Source organism: Sphingobium sp. GW456-12-10-14-TSB1 (genome assembly GCF_059424385.1).
In genome coordinates, this window is the sequence record NZ_JBWKZI010000001.1 from 1,491,485 (window position 1) to 1,510,573 (window position 19,089).

Consider the following 19,089-nt stretch of genomic DNA (forward strand, 5'->3'; position numbering starts at 1 on the left):
ACAGTATTTCCCATGGTGAATGAATATGATGGACCCGGACCATGAACTGTTCACGACCATCGTGGACGAAGGCGGCCTGGCTGCAGCGGGCCGCCGCCTGCATATATCGCCTGCCATGATGTCCAAGCGCCTCGCCCGGCTGGAGGAGCGGCTTGGCGCGCGGCTGATCCATCGCACCACCCGACGTTTGGCGCTCACCCCGGCGGGGGAGCGGCTCCATACCGACCTGCGCGCCATATTGGCGGCGCTTGACGAGGCTGAACGGCGCGTGTCGGGCGTCTCGGCCGTTGCTGCCGGACCGCTCCGCATCACCGCGCCCACATCCTTTGGTCGCCTTCATCTCGCGCCCTGGCTTCCCCGCTTTCTCGACGATCATCCCCGTGTCGACCTGACCCTCAACCTGTCCGACGATTTCGCCGACCTGATCGAGGCGCGCGCAGATCTCGCCATCCGCATCACTGCCGATCCCGGCCCAACCCTTGCCGCCCGGCGGCTTGCCACCAATCGCCGCATCCTGTGCGCTGCGCCCGCTTATCTCGACCGGTTCGACACGCCCCGGCGGATAGCGGACCTAAAGGCCCATCGCCTGCTCGCCGCCGACGGGCAGATGCCCTGGCGGCTGGTCGGGCCAAAAGGTCCGGTGACGATAGAGGGCCGCAGCCACGTCCGTACCAATAGCAGCGAAGTCGTCCGCGAAATCGCGCTCGCTGGTGGCGGCATCGCACTGCGATCCTTGTGGGACATTAGCGACGCTTTGGCGCGCGGCGACGTGCGACAGATTTTGCCCGACTTTGAAGGTTCTTCGGATGTCGGCCTGTTCGCGGTGCAATTGCCGCAGCAAAATCCGCCGCTCGCAATCACCAGCTTCGTCGATTTTCTGACCAATCTCTATGCGCCAACTCCACCTTGGGAGCGCACGGCCATTGCTCCTGACGCGCAGCCGCTCTAAGGGCATTTCATGGACGACAACACACGCCGCGCCGCCCTTGACTATCACCGCTTTCCCCGACCGGGGAAACTCCGCATCGAACCGACCAAGCGAATGGTCAACCAGCGCGATCTGGCGCTGGCTTATTCTCCCGGCGTTGCCGCGCCCTGCATGGAAATCGCGGACGATCCCGACAAGGCGCTCGATTACACCGCGAGGGGCAATCTAGTCGCGGTCATCAGCAACGGCACCGCTGTCCTTGGCCTCGGCGCAATTGGTGCGCTGGCATCGAAGCCGGTGATGGAGGGCAAGGCGGTCCTCTTTAAGAAATTCGCTGACATCGACGTATTCGACATCGAAATCGATACGACTGACGCCGACAAGTTCGTCGAAGCCGTCGCGCTGATGGAGCCGACCTTCGGCGGCATCAATCTGGAAGATATCAAGGCGCCTGAATGTTTCGCGATCGAGGCGCGGCTGAAGGAACGGATGAACATTCCGGTCTTTCACGATGACCAGCATGGCACAGCCATCGTCGTCGCCGCCGCCGTGCGCAATGCGCTCGTCTTGCAGGGCAAGACGCTGGCCGATGCCAGGCTGGTGACGTCCGGCGCGGGTGCCGCTGCGCTTGCCTGCGTCGACTTGCTCGTGTCGATGGGCCTGCCGGTCGATAACGTCACCATGACCGACAAGGACGGTGTCATCCATGCGGGGCGCGAAGGGATGCTCCCCAACATGGCGCGCTACGCCCGCGTCACCAACGCCCGCTCCCTGCCCGACGTGCTGCCCGGCGCCAATCTGTTCCTAGGTCTTTCCGCGCCCGGCGTGCTAAAACCTGAATGGTTGCCGCTGATGGCCCCCAATCCGCTGATCTTCGCGCTCGCCAACCCCGAACCGGAAATCCGGCCCGAAGCCGCGCGCGAAGTGCGCCCGGACGCCATCATTGCCACGGGCCGGTCGGATTATCCCAATCAGGTCAACAATGTCCTGTGTTTCCCCTATATCTTCCGGGGTGCGCTGGACGTCGGTGCGACCCAGATCAACGAAGCGATGAAGGCCGCCGCTGCCGAAGCCATTGCCGGCCTTGCGCGCCTGCCCGCGCATGACAGCGTCGCGCAAGCCTATGGCGGCCGGAAGCTGGCATTCGGCCCGGACTATATCATCCCGACCCCCTTCGATCCGCGCCTGATCGCGGAGATCGCGCCCGCCGTGGCAAAGGCTGCGATGGACAGCGGCGTCGCCCGCCGCCCGATCGATCTCGAAGACTATAAGCGCAACCTGTCGCGCCAGAACACCCGCTCCGGCCAGCTGATGATGCCGGTGTTCGAGGCCGCCCGTGGCGGCGGCCGCCGGATCGCTTATGGCGAAGGAGAGGATGAGCGCGTGCTGCGCGCCATTCAGGACGCGCTGGACGAAGCGATTGTGCGTCCGGTCATCGTCGCGCGTCGCCGCATCCTGAACCAGAAGCTGCCGGATCTTGGCCTGCGCTTTCAACTGGACCGCGATGTCGAGGTGATCGACCCGGAAACCGACCATCTGGTCATGGGCGAACTGGTCGAAGCCTATCGCGCCATCGCATCCCGGCGCGGCGTGCCGGCCGCCGAAGTCGTCCGCCATGTCTATCGCCGTCCGACCGTTACTGCCGCCATGCTGCTGCGCACCGGCCGTGTCGATGCCGCGCTGGTCGGGGGCAACAGCGAATATTGGGGCCAGGTCGAGCATGTGCTGCGCATCATCGACCGGGAGCCGGGACAGAGCCGCGTCTATGCGTTGTCTGGCCTGATTCTGGACGCAGGCGCGCTGTTCATCACCGACACCCACATGGTGCCCGACCCGACACCGCAGCAGGTGGCCGAAATGACGTTGCTGGCGGCGGCGGAATTGCTCAATTTCGGCCTGACCCCGCGCGCGGCCCTACTGTCCCACTCCAATTTCGGCGCGTCGCACAGCAACAGCGCGCGCAAGATGCGGTCTGCACTCAAACTGGTCCGCGAAGCCGCGCCCGAACTGATGGTCGATGGTGAAATGCACGCCGACGCGGCGCTCAGCCAGTCGTTGCGCGAACGCCTCATTCCCGACTCGCGCTTTGAAGGTCCGGCCAATCTGCTGGTGATGCCCAATCTGGACGCGGCCAACATCACGCTGACGGCGCTCTCCGCCTCCTCCAGCTCGCCCACGGTCGGGCCGATGCTGATGGGCCTCAAACAACCGATCCACGTCCTTACGCCGGGCGTCACTTCGCGCGGCATACTCAATCTCACCGCCATCGCGGCAGCGGAAGTCGCGCGCGAAGGCTGAGCTTAACCTTTTCGGCGCTATGGTGTCGCCGACGGGATTCAAGCGAGGATTGACATGGCTGGATTGCTTAAGGCGCTGGCAAAAAGCGCCGGACCCAAGCTGGCGATCGGCGCGGGACTGGCGGGCGTCGGCCTGCTGGTGACCAACTGGATCGACCGGCCCGCTGCCGAGGAAGCAGCGCCAGCGGCCACGACTGCCGCCGCGCCTGCTCCGACACCGGCCAAACCGGTCGAGCGCAGCAGCGATCAGGGCATGGCGGTCGATCCCGACGCCCTGCGCGTCAAGCGCGTGCTCAAGATTGACGGACCGTTCCGCCATGGCGATTATGTCTGGGACGAACATGGCGCGCCCGCCGCTGGCCGGGTCATCATCACTGTCGACCTGCGCGCGCAAACCCTGTCCGTATTCCGCGCCGGTTACGAAATCGGCGCTGCCGTCATTCTCTACGGCGCCACCGACAAGCCCAGCCCCTTGGGCGCATTCCCGATCATGGCCAAACATGCCGACTATTATTCGCGCACCTATGACAATGCCCCCATGCCCTTCGCACAGCGCCTGACCAATGACGGCGTGTTCATCCATGGCAGCGACGTCCAATGGGGCCGCGGCACCCATGGCTGCATCGGGGTACCCAAGGAATTTGCCCAAAAGCTGTTCGGCGTCACCAAATTGGGCGATCTGGTCGTCATCACCAACGGCAAGATGCTGGATGTGAGCAAGGCGCAGGTTGGCGGATAAGCCCACATAATACCGCACGGCCAGATGCATTCAGCCACCCCCATGCCGAGTTGCACGTCATGACCACGCACTTGCAATAAACTCACGCGGCACCGGCCTTGACCAGCGCTGTCACTGCGCCCATCTGCCGCGCTTATCCTTTATTGCAATGCAGCATGGAGCTGACCATGGGCACTTCCCGCCCGACCGCGCATCCCGCGCTCGTCCTTTTTGCGCTGTCGGTCGGCGCCTTCGCCATCGGCACGACCGAGTTCGCGAGCATGAGCCTGCTCCCCTTCTTCGCCCATGACCTGGGCATAGATGCGCCGACTGCAGGCCATGCGATCAGCGCCTATGCGCTGGGGGTGGTTGCGGGCGCACCTGTCATCGCTGCTTTTGGCGCGCGCCTGCCGCGCCGAACCTTACTGATCGGCCTGATGGCGATGTTCGCTATCGGCAACGGCCTCTCTGCTCTCTCGCCCAGCTATGGCTGGATGCTCGTGTTCCGTTTTCTGAGCGGCGTGCCGCATGGTGCCTATTTCGGCGTCGCCGCACTGGTCGCCGCCAGCCTGGTGCCGATCGAAAGGCGCACGCAGGCGATTGCGCGGGTCATGTCGGGCCTGACGGTCGCAACCGTTGTCGGTGTACCCGTCGCCAACTGGATGGGGCAGGCGATGGGCTGGCGCTCCGGCTTTATCGTCGTGACGGCGCTCGCCATTGCGACAATGACGCTGGTGGCGCTCTACGCCCCGCGCGATGCGGGCGATCCAAAGGCCAGCCCGGCGCGCGAACTGGGCGCCCTCACCCGGCCCCAGGTCTGGCTCACTCTGTTGACCGGCGCGATTGGCTTTGGCGGGCTGTTCGCCGTCTATACCTATGTGGCGTCCACCATGATGGAGATCACCCATGTCTCCCCATCCTGGGTGCCGGTGGTGCTCGCCATTTTCGGCATCGGCCTGACGATCGGCAATCTCGTCGCGGCATGGTGCGCGGACCGCTCGCTCAAGCGCACCGTCATCGGCGTCACCCTGTGGAGCGCGGCCGCTCTGGCGCTTTTCCCCTTCATGGCCGGCAATATCTGGACGCTCTGCCTCAGCATCTTCCTGATCGGCGCAGGCGGCGGCCTTGGCACACCATTGCAGGCGCGGTTGATGGACGTATCGGGCGATGCGCAGACCTTGGCGGCCGCGCTGCACCACAGCGCCTTCAACATCGCCAATGCGCTTGGCCCATGGCTTGGCGGCCTTTCGATCGCGGCAGGCTACGGCCTCACATCGACCGGCTGGATCGGAGCTGCGCTGGCGCTGGGCGGACTAGGCATCTTCCTGCTGTCGATCATGCTGGAACGGCGCACCGATCGGCTGGTGGTCGTCCCCTGCGAATAAGCCGCTTTCGCGCCGCTCCGCCACCGTTTAAGGCGGGACCATGACCGACCGGGCAAGAGAGAGCGCGCTGCAAGAAGCAGCCATCGCAGCATTGCGACGCGGGGATGCCGCAGTCGCGCGCGCAGCCTTGCACGACATGGCCGCCCCGCCACCCATGCTGCTGGCGCAGGCATGCAACCGCACCGGCGACTGGGACGGCGAAGCCGCCGCGCTCCGGCGCATATTGCGCGAACAGCCCCGCGATCTCCCCGCCCTGCTGGCCATGGGACAGAATGCCCTGCGACGCGGCGATGACCGGGAGGCAACGCGCTGGTGCCGTGCCGCCGTGGCGCAAGCCGCCGCGACCGGCGCGCCGCCCCAACTCCAGCCGATGCTGCTTCAGGCGCAGGCGATCATGAACAACGCCAGCGCCCGGTTCGAGGACCATCTGAGCGCCGCCATCAGCGACCTGCCTGCCTTGCCCCGCATCACGCTGGCGACCGATCTGCTGCTGGGCAAGAGCCAGCTTTACCTCCAGCAACCCAGCATGTTCTATTTCCCCGGCCTGCCCCAGCGCGCCTTTTACGAGCGGGAAGAGTTTGACTGGGTCGCCGCAATTGAGGCGATGACAGATGATATAGTGGCGGAGTTGAACGCCGTCCGCGCAGGCGCCGCCGATTTTGCGCCCTATGTAGAAACCCCGTCGCACGGCCCCGCCCCCAACAACCCGCTGCGCGACGATCCCAGTTGGGGCGCCTATTATTTCTGGCAAAGCGGCAAGCCCGTGGCGGACCACGCCGCCCGCTGCCCTGCCGTCATGGCTGCGCTGGATCTGGCGCCACGGCCGATCATCGCTGGCCGCTCGCCCATGGCGCTCTGGTCGCTGCTCAAGCCCGGCACGCATATCCAGCCGCACCACGGCCTGCTCAACACCCGCCTGATCTGCCACTTGCCGCTGCTCGCCCCCAGCGACTGCGCGCTGCGCGTCGGCGCGGAGACCCGCGCCTGGCGGACGGGCGAAATGCTGATCTTCGACGACAGCGTCGAACATGAGGCATGGAACCGCAGCACTGAAACCCGCGTCGTCCTGCTGTTCGAAGTCTGGCGCCCGGAAATCCTGCCCGAAGAACGCGAAGCGCTTGCCCGGCTTTTCGAGGCCATCGACCAGTTCGGGCCGGCAGAGATCGACACGGGCGGCTAAGACCAAGGCTTTGCAGCACGGGCTCGCGCGGTTATCATGAATCCGTAAGGGGGAGAGGATGGCCTGGGGCATAACCCCTCACGGACATGCCATGCCCCCTGCTTCTGCGTCGCTCGCACCCCGCCCCCATAATCTGGCCGAAGACGGTTATGCCATCGTCATCGGTTGCGCATTCATCGCGATGGGATTGATGCTGCTCAAGGCCGCCAATCTGGTCACCGGCGGCATGGCGGGGATCGCGCTGCTCCTTTCCTATCTCGTCCACTATCCGCCAGCGACGCTGTTTCTCTTCATAAACATCCCCTTCTTTCTCTTCGCCGGACGAGCGATGGGCATCGCCTTCGGCATCAAGACGCTGTTTGCCAATCTGGCGATCATGGCGATGGGGTTGATGATGCCGTCAGCGCTGCATCTGGCGCAGGTCAGCCCGCTTTTTGCCGCGCTGTTCGGCGGCTCGATTATCGGCTTTGGCATCCTTGCCGTCGCCCGCCATGGCGCAGGCGTGGGCGGCCTGGGCGTTATCGCCCTGCTGCTGCAAAGGCGCCGGGGCTGGAATGCCGGACGGACGCAGATGCTGGGCGACGCGCTGATCCTGTTGGCCTCGCTCCCCTTGCTCAGCGTGGACCGCTTCGCCCTCTCGATCCTGTCAGCTGCGGCCATCAATGCGGTGCTGATCGTCAACCACCGCCCCGGACGCTATATCGGCTATTGAGCCTCGCATAGCGCATCGCCGCCGCGATCGCGCGCGCGCAGCGCGCTGGCCGCATCATTGGCGATCCGCGGAAAGCTCACCCCCTCCAGCGTGCCACGCCCCTCGCACAGGTCAGCGCAGGCCATGTCGACCACGCCCGGCAGCGCGACCTGATCGCCATCATATTGCGCCACGATGATGCAGCGGTCGCCCCCGGCAAAACTCAGGATCAGCTTGTCGCCCGTCCGGCGGGCGTTCCCCCGTCCCCGGCAGCTTTGGTCCTCGCCGAAATTGGCCTCCAGCCCGAACCGCAGCGCGCCGCCCTTGCCGGGAATGACGCACAGCGCATCGCGCCCGGCCTCATGGTTGCGCTGAAACAATCCGACGGGGGAAATCGCCGCCGCATCCGCGATTGCGCCACTGGCAATCGCCGCCTGCTCTAGCCCCGACGCGGCAACAACGCCCGTCACCGGCCCCGCGTCGCTTGCCGGTTCACGCTGGCATGCCGCCAGCAATAACAACAGGATCAGGCTAGTCCGCCGCATCAACCGCCATAAGCCCATCCGCCCCGACGCGGCGGAAGAAACAGGATCGCGCGCCGGTATGGCAAGTCGGCCCGGCTGGCACCGCCTTCACCCACACCGCGTCCTGATCGCAATCGATCCGGATGTCGCGCACCGCCAGCATATGCCCGGACGTCTCGCCCTTCTTCCACAGCGACTGCCGGCTGCGCGACCAGAAATGGGCAAGACCTGTCTCGACCGTCAGCGCCAACGCCTGCGCATTCATATGCGCCACCATCAGCACGTCGCCGCTCGCCACGTCAGTGACCACGGCGGTGATCAGGCCATGATCGTCAAATTTGGGATTGAGGGTCAGCCCCTTGTCGCGCGCATCGGTCATGCCGGGGCTATAGAGCGCAATCGCGATGCTGCGAAGCCCCTTCCAGCCTGCACGGCAATTATGCCGGAACCGGGCCAGGAACAGAAAGAATGGGGCGATCGACGGGATCCGAACCCGCGACCTCCGGTACCACAAACCGGCGCTCTAACCAACTGAGCTACGATCGCCACAGCACTCACCATGGGGCGCTTTGCCCCGCGAGAAGTGGGCACATATGCGGCGGATAACCGGGCGTCAAGCAGGCAATTGCTCCCGCCCCATCTTTCGCGCGAGGGTTACAGGCCCGCGGCCTTCATCTGCGCGCGCAGCTTGACCAGGATTCGTTCGGGCACGCGCGGACGCTCCTCCGCCGTCTTGCCCTTGCGCAGCCGTTCGCGCTGTTTTTCCGGCGGATTGACCACTCGCACCCGTACCGCGACATGCCCCTGCGCGCGCATGCCCAGTTGCTCGGCCGCGCCGCGCGACAGGTCGATCACGCGCCCCTTGCCCGCAAACGGCCCGCGATCATTGACCCGCACGACGATGGTGCGCCCGCTGTCCAGAGCCGTTACCTCGACATAACTGGGCAGCGGCAGGCTGGTATGCGCCGCCGTCACCCAGTCTGGCCGGAAACGCTCGCCATTGGCCGTACGATTGCCAGATTCCGATCCGTACCAACTGGCATAGCCCAGCATGTCATAGCCCGGATCGGCAGCCGGGACATAAGTGACGCCCCGCACGGTGTAGGGCGGACCGATCCTGACGGGCACGTCGCGCACCGGGCGATAATCGCCCCCCGCGCACGCCGACATGGCCAGTGCCAGCCCCAGCGCGCCGAACGCACCCATCCTACCCGTCATGCCGCCCCCTTAACCGACATTGCCCCATGAACGGAAAAAGGGGCAAAGACTGGATCAGCCTTCACCCCTTTGCCCAGACATACATGCGCGCCTGGGACAGTTCCCTCTGGCAACGCTACTCTCCTAAACGCTTTCCGGCCGCGACACCGGCTTGGGTCAGACGTCGAGCGCTCGCCCAATGGCAAGCGCCCTGATCGTCAGTTGACCGAATCCTTGAGACCCTTGCCAGCCTTGAACTTGGGCTGGGCCGACGCCTTGATCGTCATCGTCTCGCCGGTGCGCGGGTTGCGACCGGTCGACGCCTTGCGCTGCGAAACGGAAAATGTGCCAAAACCAACCAGGCGCACTTCGTCGCCCTTCTTCAACGCACCGGTGATGGCGTCGAATACACCTTCGACGGCCTTGCTGGCGTCGCTTTTGCTGAGACCGCTGCTGTCCGCGACAGCGCTGATAAGATCCTGCTTGTTCATGCCTTGGGAACCCCCTGTGCTATTTGGTTGTATAGGAATCGCGGCGTAGGCGGCGCAATAAGGCGCAGCTTCCAGCGCCTGTCAAAGAGAAAGCGACGAAGTCACCGGCTTCGATGCAAATTATCGCTCCCAGGCGTACAATCGATCGAAACCGGCGGATATGCGCCGCTTTTCCCTCCAATCAATGCCGCAGTGCAGCATCCCCATCCCGACTCGACCCGCTGCTTGGCTGCGCGGCAAGGTCATCCTCTTCGGTCCAGGCAATGGCTTCGGGCACCGAGACCAGCGCCCGCGAAAGCACTTCATCGACATGCGACACAGGCACGATTTCCAGCCCGTCACGGATGTTGGCCGGAATTTCCGCTAGGTCTTTCTCGTTTTCCTGCGGGATCAGCACCGTCTTGATGCCCCCGCGCAACGCCGCCAGCAGCTTCTCCTTCAGGCCGCCGATCGGCAGCACCCTGCCGCGCAACGTCACCTCGCCGGTCATCGCCACGTCCTTGTGCACCGGGATGCCGGTCAGAGTGGACACGATGCAGGTGACCATGCCGATCCCTGCCGAAGGCCCGTCCTTGGGCACCGCCCCTTCGGGCAGATGGATGTGGATGTCCTTGCGATTGAACAGGCTGGGCTTGATCCCATAGCCGGGCGACCGCGCACGAACATAGGAGAAGGCCGCCTGGACCGATTCGTTCATCACCTCGCCCAGCTTGCCGGTGGTCTTGATCATGCCCTTGCCCGGCACGGTCACCGCCTCGATCGTCAGCAATTCGCCGCCAACCTCGGTCCAGGCCAGACCCGTCACCGCGCCGATCTGATGCTCGTCCTCACCCACGCCGTGACGGAACTTACGCACCCCGGCATAGTCGGCCAGATTGTCGGGCGTAATTTCGACCTTCTCGTAAACGCCTTCCAATATCTTGCGCAGCGCCTTGCGGGCGAGACGCGCAATTTCGCGCTCCAGCGTGCGGACACCCGCTTCGCGCGTATAATAGCGGATCAGGTCGCGCACGGCCGCTTCCGTCACGACGAATTCGCCGTCCTTCAGGCCATGGGCATCGATCTGCTTGGCAATCAGATGGCGTTGCGCGATCTCGACCTTCTCATCCTCGGTATAGCCCTCCAGCCGGATGATCTCCATGCGATCGAGCAAAGCCTGCGGCAAATTCAACGAGTTGGCCGTCGTCACGAACATGATGTCTGAAAGATCGACGTCGATCTCCAGATAATGGTCCTGAAACTTGTTATTCTGTTCAGGGTCCAGCACTTCCAGCAGCGCCGACGCGGGATCGCCCCGGAAATCCTGTCCCAGCTTGTCGATCTCGTCGAGCAGGAACAGCGGGTTCATCGTACCGGCCTTTTTCAGGTTGGTCACGATCTTGCCCGGCAGCGATCCGATATAGGTGCGGCGGTGGCCGCGAATTTCCGCCTCGTCGCGCACGCCGCCCAGCGACTGGCGCACGAATTCGCGCCCGGTCGCCTTGGCGATCGAACGGCCAAGCGATGTCTTGCCCACGCCCGGCGGGCCGACGAGGCACAGGATCGGCCCCTTCAGCTTATTGGTGCGCGCCTGCACGGCCAGATATTCGATGATCCGGTCCTTGACCTTCTCCAGCGCAAAATGATCCTGGTCCAGAATATCCTGCGCCTTTTTCAGGTCATTCTTGACCTTGCCCTTCTTGCCCCAGGGCAGGCCCAGCAGCACGTCCAGATAGTTGCGCACGACCGTGGCTTCGGCCGACATGGGCTGCATGCCCTTCAGCTTTTTCAGCTCGGCCGTCGCCTTGGCGCGGGCTTCCTTGCTCAGCTTGGTCTTGGCGATCTTCTCGGTCAGTTCGGCAAGCTCATCGCCTTCCTCACCATCGCCATTGCCCAGTTCGCGCTGGATCGCCTTCAACTGCTCGTTGAGATAATATTCGCGCTGGGTCTTTTCCATCTGGCGCTTCACGCGGCCACGGATCTTCTTTTCGACCTGCAGGACGCCCAGTTCGCCTTCCATGAAGGCAAATACCATCTCCAGCCGCTTGACCGGATCGGCCTCCACCAGCAACGACTGCTTGTCGGACACCTTGACGTTGATATTGGCGGAAATCGCGTCCGCCAACCGCCCGGCATCCTCAATCTCGCGCAACTGCACCGGCGTTTCGGCAGGCAGCTTCTTGTTGAGCTTGGCGTAATTTTCAAACTGTTCGGCAACCGAGCGCATCAGCGCGGCCGCTTCCGGTCCCTCGGCCGCGATATCCTCTATCGTCTCGACATCCGAAACCAGATAGCCGTCCTTGCTCTCCATCGTCTGCAACCGGGCGCGATGCTTGCCCTCCACCAGCACGCGAACGGTGCCGTCAGGCAGCTTGAGCAGTTGCAGCACCATGGCGACGACGCCAGTGTCATAGAGGGAATCGCGGCCCGGATCATCCTCTGCCGGGTCAAGCTGGGACACAAGGAAGATTTCCTTGGAGCCTTCCATCGCCGCTTCCAGCGCGGCAACGCTCTTGTCGCGACCCACGAAGAGCGGGACGATCATCTGCGGAAAAACGACAATGTCACGCAGCGGCAGAAGGGGATATTGCACAGTCATTCACTCTCCGGGGCCAAAAGAAGCGGCCCTGTCCTACGGTTCAACGCCTTTATGGGGATGACCGTCGCACCAATCAATCGTCACATGTCATAATGCCGCAACGATGAACCGATGGTTATCGGGTTTTGGCAGGGCAGACAGGCCCCCTGATTCCATCAGAAAGGCAGCTTGAAGCCGGGGGGCAAAGGCAGACCGGACGTCATCTTGCCCATCTCGGCATTGCTGACTTCATCCGCTTTCTTGCGCGCATCGTTGAACGCAGCGGTGATCAGATCCTCCAATATCTGCTTTTCGGACGGCGCAAGCAGCGTGTCGTCGATCGACACGCCAATGATCCGGCCCTTGGCCGACGCGCGAACCTTGACCAGCCCGCCACCGGCCGCGCCTTCGACTTCCAGCTTGTCCAGATTATCCTGCGCGCGCTGCAATTCCTCCTGCACGCGGGTGGCCATGCCCAATATTTCGTTCAGATCCTTCATGCCTCATGCACTCCATTGTTCCGGCTGATCGGTTTCGACCAGCGCAGCGTCGGGGAAAGCGGCCATTGCCGCCTTGACCACCGGAATTTCCAGAATTTCGGCGCGGGCGTCGGCCTTGGCCGCTTCCTCCCGTTCCAGCAAGGTCGGTTGCGCCGCCGCATCGCTCACCGCCACGCGCCAGCCGATGCCCGTCATCTCCCGCAACGCCTGGGTCAGTCGCGCCGCGAAATCGGACGGCAATTGCGGCGTCGCGCGATAATCCAGCTCAGGCGGCGCATAACGGACCAACCCGACGCAGTCATGCAGTTCCTGCGCCAGTTGCCCCTTGCCCCTTTGCCACAGCGCCTCGATCAAATCCTCGAACGTCGCAGGCAGCTTCGCGGCTGGGCCAGCCGATGGCGCGGCGGCAACCGCGCCCGGCGTCGCTGCTGCGACAGGCCCGCCCTCGCGCAATAGCCGCGCCAGTTCGCCCGGATCGGGCATGGTCGCCGCGTGCATCACCCGCAACAGCGCCATTTCACAGCTTTCGATCGGCAGGATCGCTCCCGCCACCTCGTCATGACCTTTCAGCAGCAACTGCCACAAGCGATGCAGGGGCGCGAAGCCGAGGTGCGACGCCCAGTCGGCCAGCATCTCGCGCTCCTCAGCCGACTGGCCGGGGCTGGCAATGTCGCGCCCCGCCTTCACCAGCGTCACGGCATGCACCAGCTCCAGCAGCCCGCGCATCAGCGCCAGCGGCTCCACCCCCAGCGCATATTGATCGCGCGCACCGCCCAGCAAGGCGGCAGTGTCGCCCTCCAGCAACAGCCCCAGCAACCGGCGCACCGATCCGCGATCCGACAGGCCCAGCATGTCGCGAACCTGGGTCGCTGTGACCACCGGCTCGCCCTCGCCCATCTCGGCATGGGCAATCGCCTGGTCGAGTATCGACAGCCCGTCGCGGGCCGATCCTTCGGCCGCCTGCGCGATCAGCGACAGCGCGTCCGCCTCCGCCGCGACGCCTTCGGCCTCCACCACATGGGCGAAATGCCCCGCGAGCAATTCAGCCGGAATCCGGCGCAGATCGAACCGCTGGCAGCGCGACAGCACCGTCACCGGCACCTTGTTCACCTCGGTCGTGGCGAACAGGAATTTCACATGGGCAGGCGGCTCCTCCAGCGTTTTCAACAGCGCGTTGAACGCATTTTTGGAGAGCATGTGCACTTCGTCGATAATGTAGATCTTGTAGCGCGCCGACACGGCGGCATAGCGCACCGCCTCGATGATCTCGCGCACATCGTCGACGCCGGTATGGCTGGCCGCATCCATTTCGACCACGTCGATATGCCGCCCTTCGGCAATCGCGCGGCACGGCTCGCACACGCCGCACGGGTCGATCGTCGGCCCGCCCTGCCCATCCTCGCCAATGCAGTTCAACGCCTTGGCGATCAGCCGCGCGGTCGATGTCTTGCCGACCCCGCGCACCCCGGTCATCAGAAAGGCATGGGCCAGCCGTCCCCGCCTGATCGCATTGCCCAGCGTCTGGACCATCGCGTCCTGGCCGATCAACTCGCGAAAATTGCGCGGCCGATATTTGCGCGCAAGGACGCGATAGGGCTGGGGGGAATCGGACATGGGGCTTGTCTAGCCGTTCGGATGGCTATTGTCGAAGCTGGATGATGGCTGGAAGGTGGGAGCCGGAACGACCCGCGGCAAAATCACTGTGGCTGCTTCCGTCAGGACCTGACCAGGTTGGCGACGACCTCGTCCGCCCGACTCCCGGCGCGGCATATGGCGAAGAAGGATGGGGATGGCAAGGGGCCACACACCATGTCCGTTCGTGTCGAGCGAAGTCGAGACACAACAGCGCAACGGCTTCTCGACTTCGCTCGAAGCGAACGGACTGTGGTCAATCCAGCCCGCTCTTCTGCGCCTTGGCCAGAAAATCGAGCGCGGCCTGCGCCGCCTGCGCGATCGCGGCCTCCGCCGCCTTGGCATCCACGGTCGGTCGATCGAGATAGATGGCAAGGATATATTCCTCGCCCGACGGCGCCTTCACCAGCGCCACGTCATTATAGGCGGTGCCGCACGATCCGGTCTTGCTGCCCGACGTCCAGCCTTCGGGCAGCCCCGCCTTGATCCTGTTGTCGCCAGTGGTGCTGGCGTTGAGCCAGCCACGCAAGCGATCTGCGCTCTCGCCCTTCATGTCGCGGAACAACAACCGCCCCATCAATTCCGCCATGGCGGCGGGGGTGGTGGTGTCGCGCGGATCGTCCGGGGCATTTTCGTTCAATGCCGGTTCGTTGCGGTCCAGCCGGGTCACGCTGTCCCCATGGGCGCGCATGAAGGCGGTCAACCCCTCCGGCCCGCCCACCATCGGCAGCAGCAGGTTCGCCGCGCTGTTGTCGCTCACCTCGACCGCCGCCTGCGCCAGTTCGGCCATGCTCATCCGGCCGCGTTTCCTGTTCTTTTTCACCACCGGCGCATAATCAAGTATGTCGTCCTTGCCGAAGGGGATTTCCCCCTCCAGCCCGAATTTCCCGCCTTCCGCACCGATCAGCACGGCAGCGGCCAGCGGCGCCTTGAAGGTCGAACAGAGCGCAAAGCGATCGTCCCGGTTGAACCCCAGGATCAACGCGCCCTTGCTGTCGACCAGCGCGATGCCCAGCCGCCCGCCCGTCTCCTCCTCGATCGACCGGGGATTGCGCACCGACGCCAGCGCCGATTGCGGCACCAGATAGCGGGGTGGCGGCGGCAGCAGCGAATCAAGCCGCCCTGTTGGCACTGGCTCTGGCGCGGCCTTCTTCGGCGCGGCGGGCGCGGTTGTGGCCATGCACATAAGAGCGGCCAGCGCGGCGATGCGGAATGGTCGGCCCATGACGATGCTCACATGCCCTGCATATTGTAGGATTCGGACGGGATACGGACGGTCAGGCTTTTCAGTCCTTCCGGCAGGACGATCTGGCAGGACAGGCGGCTGGTGCGCGTGGCGGATGCCGCCAGGTCCAGCATGTCCTCCTCATCCTCGCTCGCCCGGCTGAGTTGCGGGAAATCCGCCGCGTCGACGATGACATGGCAGGTGGAACACGCCATCTGCCCCTCGCACGTACCCTCCAGTGGCTGACCCGCGGCCTGCGCTACATCCAGCAGGATCGACCCCGCCGGAGCATCGACTTCCTGCCGTCGCTCGCCATCGGCGCTGATGAAAATGATCCTGGTCATTGATGCGACGCTCCCTGTCACGGCGCCGCTTGTGCGGCTGCCGCCATGTTCAATGCTTCCGCAGCGCTCTCCAGTTCGGCCGGTGTCGTGTAGCGGCCAAAGCCGATCCGCACCGATCCACGCGCCTGGGCATCGGTCAGGCCCAGCGCGCGCAGCACATGGCTAGGACGCCCGGACCCGCTTGCGCAAGCGCTTCCCAACGAAAAAGCAACATTGCGGCAATATGACAACAACCGCGCGCCGTCGATCCCGTCCCTGCGCAGGTTGAGATTGCCGGGATAACGCGCGTCCGCGCTGCCATTGAGCGTCCAGTCGGCAAACAGTCCGCGTGCCAGGGCAGCAAGCGCTTCGACATGCGTCCGGTCCGCCTCCGCCCGATCCTGCATCAACCGCGCCGCCACCCCAAAACCCGCGCACAGCGCAGGCGACAGCGTGCCGGACCGCAATCCACCCTCCTGCCCGCCGCCATGGATCAGCGCGGCGGGCTTCACCCCCTCGCGCAGCCACAAGGCGCCCACCCCCTTGGGACCATGAATCTTGTGCGCGCTGATCGCCACCATGTCGCATGTGTCGGGGATAGGCACCCGGCCATAGCCTTGCACCGCATCGCACAGGAACAGCGCCCCTGCCTCATGCGCAAGGTCGGCGAGTGCCGCGACCGGCTGGATCACGCCAATCTCGTTATTCACCAGCATCGCCGCCACCAGCGCGACACCCGGCCGGATAGCCTGCGCGGCGGCATCCATATCCACCAACCCATCGGGCCCAACCGGCAACATTGTGACTGTCCGCCCCGCCCTGCCCAGTGCGTCCACCGTATCGAGCACAGCCGCATGTTCCGTTGCGATCGTCACAATGTCACCCGCTGGCGCACCCTGTATCGCGATATTGAGCGCCTCGGTCGCCCCGGACGTGAAGATCAGCCGTCCGCCGCTTGGCAGCAATCGACCTATCTCCTCCCGCGCGACCTCTACCTGCGCCGCCGCCGCCCGGCCCAGCCGATGCGCGCTGTGCGGATTGGCGAACTGGTCACGCAGCAACGGCACCATCGCCTCGAACGCTTCGGGGGCCAGCGGCGTCGTCGCCTGATAATCCAGATAAATCATCGCGCCGCCCGCGCTGCCATGGTGGTCCATTGCCCCAGGAACCGCTCGACATCGGCCTCATCCGTTTGCGGCCCGAAGCTGACCCGCACCACCTCGCCCGCCGCCGTCTCGTCCCAACCCATGGCGTGCAACACATGGCTGGTCTTGAGCGACCCGGACGAGCAGGCGCTGCCCGCCGACACCGATATGCCCGCCAGATCAAACTGAATCAGTTGCGCCCGCGCCGACAGGCCCGGCATGCGGTAGCTGGCTATGGCCGGAATGCGCGGCGCATCACGCGCGACGACCTGCCCGCCCGCTGCCTCGACCCCCGCGTCCAGCCGTGCGCGCAGCCGCGCCGCATCAGGCAACCATTCCGTGCGCGCCTCCAAGGCGGCTGCCATCGCCAATATGGCAGGCAAATTCTCCGTCCCCGCCCGATAGCCCTGTTCCTGCCCGCCCCCGGCGTGCAGGAACCCCAGATCGCGCACCAGCAAGGCGCCGATACCCGGCGGTCCGCCAAATTTATGCGCGCTGATCGCGATCATGTCCGCATTCGGCATTGGCAATTTGCCAGCACTCTGGGCGCAATCGGCAAACAATAGCGCTCCGTCACGGTCCAGCGCGTCGAGCGGCTGTATCACCCCGGTTTCATTATTGACGTGCTGGATGGCCAAAACCACGTCATCCCAGCGAACGCTGGGATCTCTCTTTTCTTCGAATGCAGCAAAAGAAGCGGGATCCCGGCTTTCGCCGGGATGACGGAGTAGGGAAGCAACCCCATCCCAATTCACCGCCAGCCGGTCCGCCCCCTCCGTCACCCGCAATACCGAATCATGCTCGACCGGCGACGTCATCACCCGCCCGGCCTTCGCCTGCCCAAGGCCGATCGCAATCGCCTCGCTGGCCCCTGACGTAAAGATCACATGCCCGCGCCATCCCAGCGCCTCGGCGATCCGTGCGCGCGCCATTTCCAGCATGGCGCGCGCCGCGCGTCCATCGGCATGGGGGCTGGACGGGTTGGCCCAGCGGTCCATCGCATCCACCATCGCCGCCTTGGCGGCGGGCAACATCGGCGTGGTCGCGGCATGGTCAAGATAGAGGCGTTGGGCAGCCACGATGCGATGCTACTCATTGATTGCGGAAATGGCGGCGGCTTCTATATAGGCGGTCTGCCGCGCAGCGCCAGCTTATGGCGTGGCGCGCGTCCTTTTGCCACCGACCGCCGGCCTGACAATGGTGTTCGGTGGCCATAACGATAACAGGTACCATGCCCGACGTAATCTTTACCGGACCCGAAGGTCGTCTCGAAGGCCGCTTCAGCCCCCCGCCCCGCCCGCGTGCGCCGGTCGCCATGATCCTGCATCCGCACCCCCAGGGCGGCGGCACGATGAACGACCGCATCACCCAGGCGCTCTACAAGACGTTCGTGAAGCGCGGCTTCGCCGTGCTGCGCTTCAACTTCCGCGGCGTGGGCCGCAGCCAGGGGACGTTCGACAACGGCATTGGCGAACTGTCCGACGCCGCAGCGGCGCTCGACTGGGTGCAGAGCTTCCATCCCGAAGCGCAGACCACCTGGATCGCGGGCTTCTCCTTCGGTGCGTGGATCGGGATGCAGCTGCTGATGCGCCGCCCGGAAATTCGCGGCTTCATCTCGGTTGCGCCGCCGGCCAACATGTATGATTTCTCCTTCCTCGCACCCTGCCCCTCATCGGGTATCATCGTGCAGGGAACCTCGGACGAAGTCGTGACCGCCAGCGCCGTGCAAAAGCTGGTCGACAAGCTGCGCACGCAAAAGGGCATCACCATCCACCACGACGAAATCCGTGGCGCCAACCATTTCTTCGAACATGAACTCGACCAGCTGATGAAGTCGGTCGACAATTATCTCGACATGCGCCTGTCCCCGGACTCGCCGATCCGCTGAGGATAGTGGAAGGCAAGGGGCTTCCACTCCCCATGCCCGTTCGCCCTGAGCGAAGTCGAAGGGCTTGGCTGAGCGCAGTCGAAGCCACTTCGCTTTGCTCAGTGCAGGGCTTCGACTGCGCTCAGCCCGAACGGTGTTAACACGGGCCAGCCCCTCGCTCGGCCTTGCCCGTATGGCTCAGCGCTGCTCCAGCCCCGGCAGGTCCGGCCCCGGAATCGCCGTGATCGCCACATTGCCGAACATAACCAGCCCCGCGACGATCATCAGCGCGCCGCGCTTGCGATCGCGCAGCTTGACCATCACATACAGCCCGCCGCCTGTCAGCAGCAGCCCGGCCAGCATCAATATGGATAAAATCGTGCCTGTCATGGCCCTTCCCATAAGGGCGGCGGTCCAAGGTGGCAATTG

Annotated in this window: 19 protein-coding genes, 1 tRNA gene and 1 other RNA gene; 7 read left to right on the plus strand and 14 right to left on the minus strand. The window is 64.6% G+C overall.

Annotated elements, in window-relative coordinates; translation table 11 throughout:
- Positions 1-25 precede the first annotated feature (25 nt).
- The 6 genes from AC07X9_RS07235 to AC07X9_RS07260 all read left to right on the plus strand — a co-directional run bounded on the left by AC07X9_RS07235 (position 26) and on the right by AC07X9_RS07260 (position 7,220).
- Positions 26-949, plus strand: a complete 924-nt coding sequence (locus AC07X9_RS07235; protein WP_037515248.1) for a LysR family transcriptional regulator — start codon at positions 26-28, stop codon at positions 947-949.
- Positions 950-958: 9 nt separating this feature from the next.
- Positions 959-3,226 carry an NADP-dependent malic enzyme gene (locus AC07X9_RS07240; protein ID WP_017184613.1) on the plus strand — a complete coding sequence of 756 codons (2,268 nt, stop codon included), beginning with the start codon at positions 959-961 and terminating at the stop codon, positions 3,224-3,226.
- Positions 3,227-3,280: 54 nt separating this feature from the next.
- Entirely contained in the window at positions 3,281-3,964 is a 684-nt protein-coding gene (locus tag AC07X9_RS07245; protein ID WP_017184614.1) for a L,D-transpeptidase family protein, read from the plus strand.
- Between the two features lie 167 nt (positions 3,965-4,131).
- A complete protein-coding gene (locus tag AC07X9_RS07250) occupies positions 4,132-5,328 on the plus strand; it encodes an MFS transporter (protein WP_420876317.1) in 1,197 nt (398 codons plus the stop codon).
- Positions 5,329-5,368: 40 nt separating this feature from the next.
- The gene (locus tag AC07X9_RS07255; RefSeq protein ID WP_017184616.1) at positions 5,369-6,508 is read left to right on the plus strand and encodes an aspartyl/asparaginyl beta-hydroxylase domain-containing protein; all 1,140 of its coding nucleotides are present in this window, start codon (positions 5,369-5,371) and stop codon (positions 6,506-6,508) included.
- A gap of 91 nt (positions 6,509-6,599) precedes the next feature.
- A complete protein-coding gene (locus AC07X9_RS07260) occupies positions 6,600-7,220 on the plus strand; it encodes a YitT family protein (RefSeq protein ID WP_017184617.1) in 621 nt (206 codons plus the stop codon).
- Here AC07X9_RS07260 and AC07X9_RS07265 read toward each other — a convergent pair.
- The 13 genes from AC07X9_RS07265 to AC07X9_RS07325 form a co-directional block, all read right to left on the minus strand.
- On the minus strand, positions 7,214-7,744 hold the full coding sequence (locus AC07X9_RS07265; protein WP_017184618.1) for a hypothetical protein: 531 nt from the start codon (positions 7,742-7,744) through the stop codon (positions 7,214-7,216). The two genes, AC07X9_RS07260 and AC07X9_RS07265, sit on opposite strands and share 7 nt — an antisense overlap.
- Positions 7,731-8,102: a phosphoribosyl-AMP cyclohydrolase gene (gene hisI / locus AC07X9_RS07270; protein WP_026002673.1), complete on the minus strand. Its 372-nt coding sequence runs from the start codon at positions 8,100-8,102 to the stop codon at positions 7,731-7,733. Before hisI ends, AC07X9_RS07265 begins: the two co-directional genes overlap by 14 nt.
- Positions 8,103-8,192: 90 nt before the next feature.
- A tRNA-His gene (locus tag AC07X9_RS07275) sits at positions 8,193-8,269 on the minus strand.
- Positions 8,270-8,377: 108 nt separating this feature from the next.
- Positions 8,378-8,929: a septal ring lytic transglycosylase RlpA family protein gene (locus tag AC07X9_RS07280; protein ID WP_017184619.1), complete on the minus strand. Its 552-nt coding sequence runs from the start codon at positions 8,927-8,929 to the stop codon at positions 8,378-8,380.
- A gap of 209 nt (positions 8,930-9,138) precedes the next feature.
- Entirely contained in the window at positions 9,139-9,411 is a 273-nt protein-coding gene (locus tag AC07X9_RS07285) for an HU family DNA-binding protein (protein ID WP_006959670.1), read from the minus strand.
- Between the two features lie 181 nt (positions 9,412-9,592).
- Positions 9,593-11,989, minus strand: a complete 2,397-nt coding sequence (lon, locus tag AC07X9_RS07290) for an endopeptidase La (RefSeq protein ID WP_017184620.1) — start codon at positions 11,987-11,989, stop codon at positions 9,593-9,595.
- Positions 11,990-12,144: 155 nt separating this feature from the next.
- Entirely contained in the window at positions 12,145-12,468 is a 324-nt protein-coding gene (locus tag AC07X9_RS07295) for a YbaB/EbfC family nucleoid-associated protein (protein WP_017184621.1), read from the minus strand.
- Between the two features lie 3 nt (positions 12,469-12,471).
- On the minus strand, positions 12,472-14,082 hold the full coding sequence (locus AC07X9_RS07300) for a DNA polymerase III subunit gamma/tau (protein WP_017184622.1): 1,611 nt from the start codon (positions 14,080-14,082) through the stop codon (positions 12,472-12,474).
- 51 nt (positions 14,083-14,133) lie between these two features.
- Positions 14,134-14,231: signal recognition particle sRNA small type (gene ffs / locus AC07X9_RS07305), an RNA gene on the minus strand.
- A 125-nt stretch (positions 14,232-14,356) separates the two neighbouring features.
- The gene (blaSGM, locus tag AC07X9_RS07310) at positions 14,357-15,325 is read right to left on the minus strand and encodes an SGM family class A beta-lactamase (RefSeq protein ID WP_037515250.1); all 969 of its coding nucleotides are present in this window, start codon (positions 15,323-15,325) and stop codon (positions 14,357-14,359) included.
- An 8-nt stretch (positions 15,326-15,333) separates the two neighbouring features.
- A complete protein-coding gene (locus AC07X9_RS07315) occupies positions 15,334-15,669 on the minus strand; it encodes a 2Fe-2S iron-sulfur cluster-binding protein (RefSeq protein ID WP_017184624.1) in 336 nt (111 codons plus the stop codon).
- Positions 15,670-15,686: 17 nt separating this feature from the next.
- Complete coding sequence (locus AC07X9_RS07320; RefSeq protein ID WP_017184625.1) at positions 15,687-16,805, minus strand: cysteine desulfurase family protein; 1,119 nt, start codon at positions 16,803-16,805, stop codon at positions 15,687-15,689.
- A complete protein-coding gene (locus AC07X9_RS07325) occupies positions 16,772-17,872 on the minus strand; it encodes a cysteine desulfurase family protein (protein WP_017184626.1) in 1,101 nt (366 codons plus the stop codon). Before AC07X9_RS07325 ends, AC07X9_RS07320 begins: the two co-directional genes overlap by 34 nt.
- A 152-nt stretch (positions 17,873-18,024) precedes the next feature.
- Here AC07X9_RS07325 and AC07X9_RS07330 point away from each other — a divergent pair, with 152 nt between their 5' ends.
- The gene (locus AC07X9_RS07330) at positions 18,025-18,681 is read left to right on the plus strand and encodes an alpha/beta hydrolase (protein WP_017184627.1); all 657 of its coding nucleotides are present in this window, start codon (positions 18,025-18,027) and stop codon (positions 18,679-18,681) included.
- A gap of 177 nt (positions 18,682-18,858) precedes the next feature.
- Here AC07X9_RS07330 and AC07X9_RS07335 read toward each other — a convergent pair whose 3' ends face one another.
- Entirely contained in the window at positions 18,859-19,050 is a 192-nt protein-coding gene (locus AC07X9_RS07335; protein WP_017184628.1) for a hypothetical protein, read from the minus strand.
- Between the last annotated feature and the right edge of the window lie 39 nt (positions 19,051-19,089).

Bases quoted from the DNA above. Each gene is read 5' to 3' on its own strand.
- AC07X9_RS07235 (WP_037515248.1), top strand. From the start codon at position 26: ATGATGGACCCGGACCATGAACTGTTCACGACCATCGTGGACGAAGGC.
- AC07X9_RS07240 (WP_017184613.1), top strand. From the start codon at position 959: ATGGACGACAACACACGCCGCGCCGCCCTTGACTATCACCGCTTTCCC.
- AC07X9_RS07245 (WP_017184614.1), top strand. From the start codon at position 3,281: ATGGCTGGATTGCTTAAGGCGCTGGCAAAAAGCGCCGGACCCAAGCTG.
- AC07X9_RS07250 (WP_420876317.1), top strand. From the start codon at position 4,132: ATGGGCACTTCCCGCCCGACCGCGCATCCCGCGCTCGTCCTTTTTGCG.
- AC07X9_RS07255 (WP_017184616.1), top strand. From the start codon at position 5,369: ATGACCGACCGGGCAAGAGAGAGCGCGCTGCAAGAAGCAGCCATCGCA.
- AC07X9_RS07260 (WP_017184617.1), top strand. From the start codon at position 6,600: ATGCCCCCTGCTTCTGCGTCGCTCGCACCCCGCCCCCATAATCTGGCC.
- AC07X9_RS07265 (WP_017184618.1), bottom strand. From the start codon at position 7,744: ATGCGGCGGACTAGCCTGATCCTGTTGTTATTGCTGGCGGCATGCCAG.
- hisI (WP_026002673.1), bottom strand. From the start codon at position 8,102: ATGACCGATGCGCGCGACAAGGGGCTGACCCTCAATCCCAAATTTGAC.
- AC07X9_RS07280 (WP_017184619.1), bottom strand. From the start codon at position 8,929: ATGGGTGCGTTCGGCGCGCTGGGGCTGGCACTGGCCATGTCGGCGTGC.
- AC07X9_RS07285 (WP_006959670.1), bottom strand. From the start codon at position 9,411: ATGAACAAGCAGGATCTTATCAGCGCTGTCGCGGACAGCAGCGGTCTC.
- lon (WP_017184620.1), bottom strand. From the start codon at position 11,989: ATGACTGTGCAATATCCCCTTCTGCCGCTGCGTGACATTGTCGTTTTT.
- AC07X9_RS07295 (WP_017184621.1), bottom strand. From the start codon at position 12,468: ATGAAGGATCTGAACGAAATATTGGGCATGGCCACCCGCGTGCAGGAG.
- AC07X9_RS07300 (WP_017184622.1), bottom strand. From the start codon at position 14,082: ATGTCCGATTCCCCCCAGCCCTATCGCGTCCTTGCGCGCAAATATCGG.
- blaSGM (WP_037515250.1), bottom strand. From the start codon at position 15,325: ATGGGCCGACCATTCCGCATCGCCGCGCTGGCCGCTCTTATGTGCATG.
- AC07X9_RS07315 (WP_017184624.1), bottom strand. From the start codon at position 15,669: ATGACCAGGATCATTTTCATCAGCGCCGATGGCGAGCGACGGCAGGAA.
- AC07X9_RS07320 (WP_017184625.1), bottom strand. From the start codon at position 16,805: ATGGACCACCATGGCAGCGCGGGCGGCGCGATGATTTATCTGGATTAT.
- AC07X9_RS07330 (WP_017184627.1), top strand. From the start codon at position 18,025: ATGCCCGACGTAATCTTTACCGGACCCGAAGGTCGTCTCGAAGGCCGC.
- AC07X9_RS07335 (WP_017184628.1), bottom strand. From the start codon at position 19,050: ATGACAGGCACGATTTTATCCATATTGATGCTGGCCGGGCTGCTGCTG.